The sequence below is a fragment of the Aquipuribacter aurantiacus genome (assembly GCF_051216895.1).
GTDB lineage: Bacteria > Actinomycetota > Actinomycetes > Actinomycetales > JBBAYJ01 > Aquipuribacter.
The window spans coordinates 1-3617 of the sequence record NZ_JBPKAO010000025.1 but is presented as its reverse complement, the minus strand read 5'-3'; the positions used below and the strand labels follow the sequence as shown (position 1 = coordinate 3617).

The window sequence follows — 3617 nt, the reverse complement described above, 5'->3', positions numbered from 1 at the left end:
ACGGACGAGCTGCTGCTGCGTGACGCCGGTGATGCGGTTCCCATGCGGTTCAGCCTCGGTGGCAACCGCGGTCTGGACGTGCTGGACAACACGCACTCCTTCGCCTCGCAGCAGGTCGACTGCAGCACGGGCCAGGCGCTGCAGTTCGGCATCACCACGCCCACGGAGCAGAAGGCACGCACCCAGCTGCGGTACAACCGCGGTCAGGACGCCTACTTCTACCTCTGGGACACCGACGAGGAGTGGGCGGGCACCTGCCGCCAGTTCGTCGTCACGGTCGAGGACGGCACCCAGCACCGCGTGAACGTGCAGCTCACCTGAGGGATCTCCTGATGGTCTGAGCCACCGCACCCACACCTCCTCGGCAGGGGGCTGGAGGGGCGCCCGGGGACACCCGGGCGCCCCTTCGGCGTGTGCCGCCGAGAACTGGGCGGCACGGGCGCGGCGCGGCACGATGAGGAGATGAGCGAGGACCTCGACGACGTGACCGAGCACCTGGTCCCGCTCGAGGGGTCCCTGTGGCGCGGGGGCACCCGCTTCGACCCGGCCTGGATGGAGGCGGTGCTGCACCCGGACTTCCACGAGTTCGGCCGGTCGGGGCGACGCTGGTCGCGGGAGGAGGTCCTGGCCGTGGACGCGGTCGAGCTGGACGTGGGGTGGCCACCGCAGCACCTCGTCGCCCGGCTCGTCGCACCGGACGTGGCGCTGCTGACCTACGTCGTGGTCGACGCCGCCGGCACGGCGTCCAACCGCAGCTCGCTCTGGCTGCGCGAGGCGACCGCCGGGGACGCCGACCCGGCATCCGGGTGGCGTCTCCGTTTCCACCAGGGCGGCCCGACGAGCCTCTGAGCCCCGACGCCTGAGCGGACCCGCCGGAGGTGCCGTCCGTCCGTCGTCGCGCCTACGGCACCAGCACCGACAGGCACGTGACGCCGCACTCGGCCTTCTCCAGCTCGTCGATCGGCACCGGGTGCGCCTCGAACCCGCGCCGCCGCACCAGCTCAGCCGTCAGCGGGGCGGCCGCGGAGACCACCACCCGGTCACCGCTGAGCAGCAGGTCCGCGCCGGCGTGCTCCGGTGCCTCGACGACCGTGAGCCCCGCGCCGGCGAACACCGAGGCGTCCAGCCAGGACGTGACCGCGACGACCGTGCCGTCGGGCAGGGCCGTCGCCCCGCTCTTGAGGTGGAGGCAACCCGTCACCTCGACCGCGACCACGGTCCGCCCGAGCGGGGTGAGCGCCGTCCGCAGCTGCTCGACCCCGTCGTCGTTCGTGCGCCCGCCCAGGCCCACGAAGACGTGCCGTCCCACCTGCAGCACGTCACCGCCGTCGATCGTGCCCGGGGCGAGGACGTCCTCGGTGCGCAGACCGAGGCCGCGCACCGCGTCGCGGACCGATGCCACCTCACCGCGCCGGCTCTCGGCCCCGGGACGGGTGAGGACGGCCAGGTCGTCGACGACCACGACGGCGTCCTCGACGAACGTGCCGTCCGGGTGGTCGGGGGTGGGCGCGACCCGCACGACCTCGTGGCCCAGCGTCCGCAGCAGGTCGACGTAGCCGGCGTGCTGCCCGGCCGCGCGGCCGACGTCGATGCTGCGGTCGTCCAGGAACGTCAGCTCGGCGTCGGCCAGACGGGGGGACACGTCGCGGACCAGCGCGCGAGGGAGGGTCATCGCACGATCGTAGTGAGCCGTCCTCAGGCCAGACGCTTCTCACCCGGTCGGACGACCCGCAGCCAGGCGAACCCGAACCCCTCGAGGTCCACGTCCAGCCGCCCGTCGGTGACGTCGAGGGTGCACGCCTTCTCGTCGAGCATGTCGACGACGCGGGTTTCGGAATCCACGTCGGTCAGGTTGAGCGACACCGACCGGGGGGAGGGGGCGAAGTTGTGCAGGGCGACGAGCTCACCGGTCGAGGCGCGCACGGAGTGGGCCAGGACGCTGTCGTGGGACTGGTCCAGGACCCTGAGCTCGCCCCAGCCGATCTCGGGGGAGCGCCGGTAGGCGGACACGAGCAGCCGCACGAAGGCCAGCAGCGAGTCGGTGCCGCGCTGCTGGTCGGCGACGTTGACGTGCTCGGGCGAGAACGCGCCGGGTACGACCGGCAGCTCCAGGTCGGCGGCGGCAGCGTCGGAGAACCCCCCGTTGGGTCCCGAGGTCCACTGCATCGGGGTGCGTACGGCCGCCCGCCCGGGGAGCGTGGGGTGCTCGCCCATGCCGATCTCCTGGCCGTAGTACAGGACCGGGGCACCGGGCAGCGAGAACATCAGGCTGTGGACCATGCGCACCTGGCGCGGGTCCTCCAGCATGGTCGACACCCGACGGGTGATGCCACGGTCGTGGATCCGCTGCGACTGCTCGGGGGCGAACGCGTCGAACACCTCGTTCCGCTCGTCCTCGCTGAGCTGGTCCAGCGTCAGCTCGTCGTGGTTGCGGATGAAGTTGGCCCACTGGTTCGTGGTCGAGATGGCCGGACGCCCCTGCAGGGACGCGCGCACGGGGCGGGCGTCCTGGCGGGCCAGGGCCAGGAACAGCTGCTGGTTGGTGACGAAGTCGAACTGCATGCTGAGCTCGTCACCGTCGTCCCCGCCGAAGAACGGGAGCTGCTCGGCGAACGGCAGGTTGACCTCCCCCAGCAGCATGCCGGTGCCGCTGCGCCGGCCGACGTACTGCCGCAGGGTGTTCAGCAGCTGGTGCTGCCGCACGCCCTCGGACTCGATGAGGAACGGCACGGCGTCCACCCGGAACCCGTCGATGCCCAGCTGCAGCCAGAAGCCGATCACCTTGGCGATCTCCTCGACCACAGCGGGGTTGCCCGTGGCCAGGTCGGGCTGATGGCGGTAGAAGGAGTGCTGGTAGTACTGCCCGGCCACCTCGTCGTAGCGCCAGATGCCGTCCTCGGAGTCGGGGAACATGCTCGCCCGGGCGTCGGCCGGCGGCTCGTCGCGCCAGAGGTAGAAGTCGCGGTAGCGGCTGGTGCGGTCGGCACGCGCCTCCTGGAACCACGGGTGCTGGTCGGAGGTGTGGTTGACGACCAGGTCGACGATGACGCGGATGCCGCGGTCGTGGGCGGTGCGGACTACCTCGACGAAGTCGCCGAGGCTGCCGTACCGCGGGTCCACGCCGTAGTAGTCGCTGATGTCGTAGCCGTTGTCGCGGCGAGGGGAGGGGTACAGCGGCGCCAGCCACAGGCACGTCACACCCAGGTCGACCAGGTGGTCCAACCGGTGGGCGAGACCGTCCAGGTCCCCCACGCCGTCGTCGTCCCAGTCGGCGAAGGTCGCGACGTTGCAGTTGTAGAAGACCGCGGTCTTCCACCACAGGTCGCTGGTGTCGGTGAGCCTCATCGGACGGTCCGGGGTGTCATGCCTGCAGGCTATGGGCGCCGCGGAAGACGGGCGCGCTCGCGCGCGCCGGTGGCCGTCAGAACGGGTAGGGCTGGGTGGGGTCCCAGCCGGGTGGTCGCCAGTCGTGGTCCGGGGGGTGGCTGGTGCGGGTGGTGGTGGTGAGGCCGGCGAAGGGGTCCGGTCCAGGTGCGGGGGCGGGTCGGGGGTCGCGCCGGTCGTCGCGCGGGTCGTCGGGCGCGGCGCCGAGCAAGTCGTCGGGCGGGTCGGGGGGC

The 3617-nt window shown here is 72.2% G+C and carries 5 protein-coding genes; 2 read left to right on the top strand and 3 right to left on the bottom strand.

The window, feature by feature from the left end; all coding sequences use genetic code 11:
• Both ACR80Q_RS18140 and ACR80Q_RS18135 read left to right on the top strand, forming a co-directional pair.
• The coding region (locus tag ACR80Q_RS18140; RefSeq protein ID WP_435379058.1) for a PxKF domain-containing protein at positions 1–321 on the top strand (321 nt) is incomplete at its 5' end.
• Between the two features lie 141 nt (positions 322–462).
• The gene (locus ACR80Q_RS18135; protein ID WP_435379057.1) at positions 463–849 is read left to right on the top strand and encodes a nuclear transport factor 2 family protein; all 387 of its coding nucleotides are present in this window, start codon (positions 463–465) and stop codon (positions 847–849) included.
• Between the two features lie 52 nt (positions 850–901).
• Here ACR80Q_RS18135 and ACR80Q_RS18130 read toward each other — a convergent pair whose 3' ends face one another.
• From ACR80Q_RS18130 to ACR80Q_RS18120, 3 genes are all read right to left on the bottom strand, one after another.
• Positions 902–1672: a dimethylarginine dimethylaminohydrolase family protein gene (locus ACR80Q_RS18130; RefSeq protein WP_435379056.1), complete on the bottom strand. Its 771-nt coding sequence runs from the start codon at positions 1670–1672 to the stop codon at positions 902–904.
• A gap of 23 nt (positions 1673–1695) precedes the next feature.
• Positions 1696–3345, bottom strand: coding sequence for an alpha-amylase family protein (locus ACR80Q_RS18125; protein WP_435379055.1), 1650 nt, complete (start codon positions 3343–3345; stop codon positions 1696–1698).
• Positions 3346–3421: 76 nt separating this feature from the next.
• The coding region (locus tag ACR80Q_RS18120; RefSeq protein WP_435379054.1) for a hypothetical protein at positions 3422–3617 on the bottom strand (196 nt) is incomplete at its 5' end.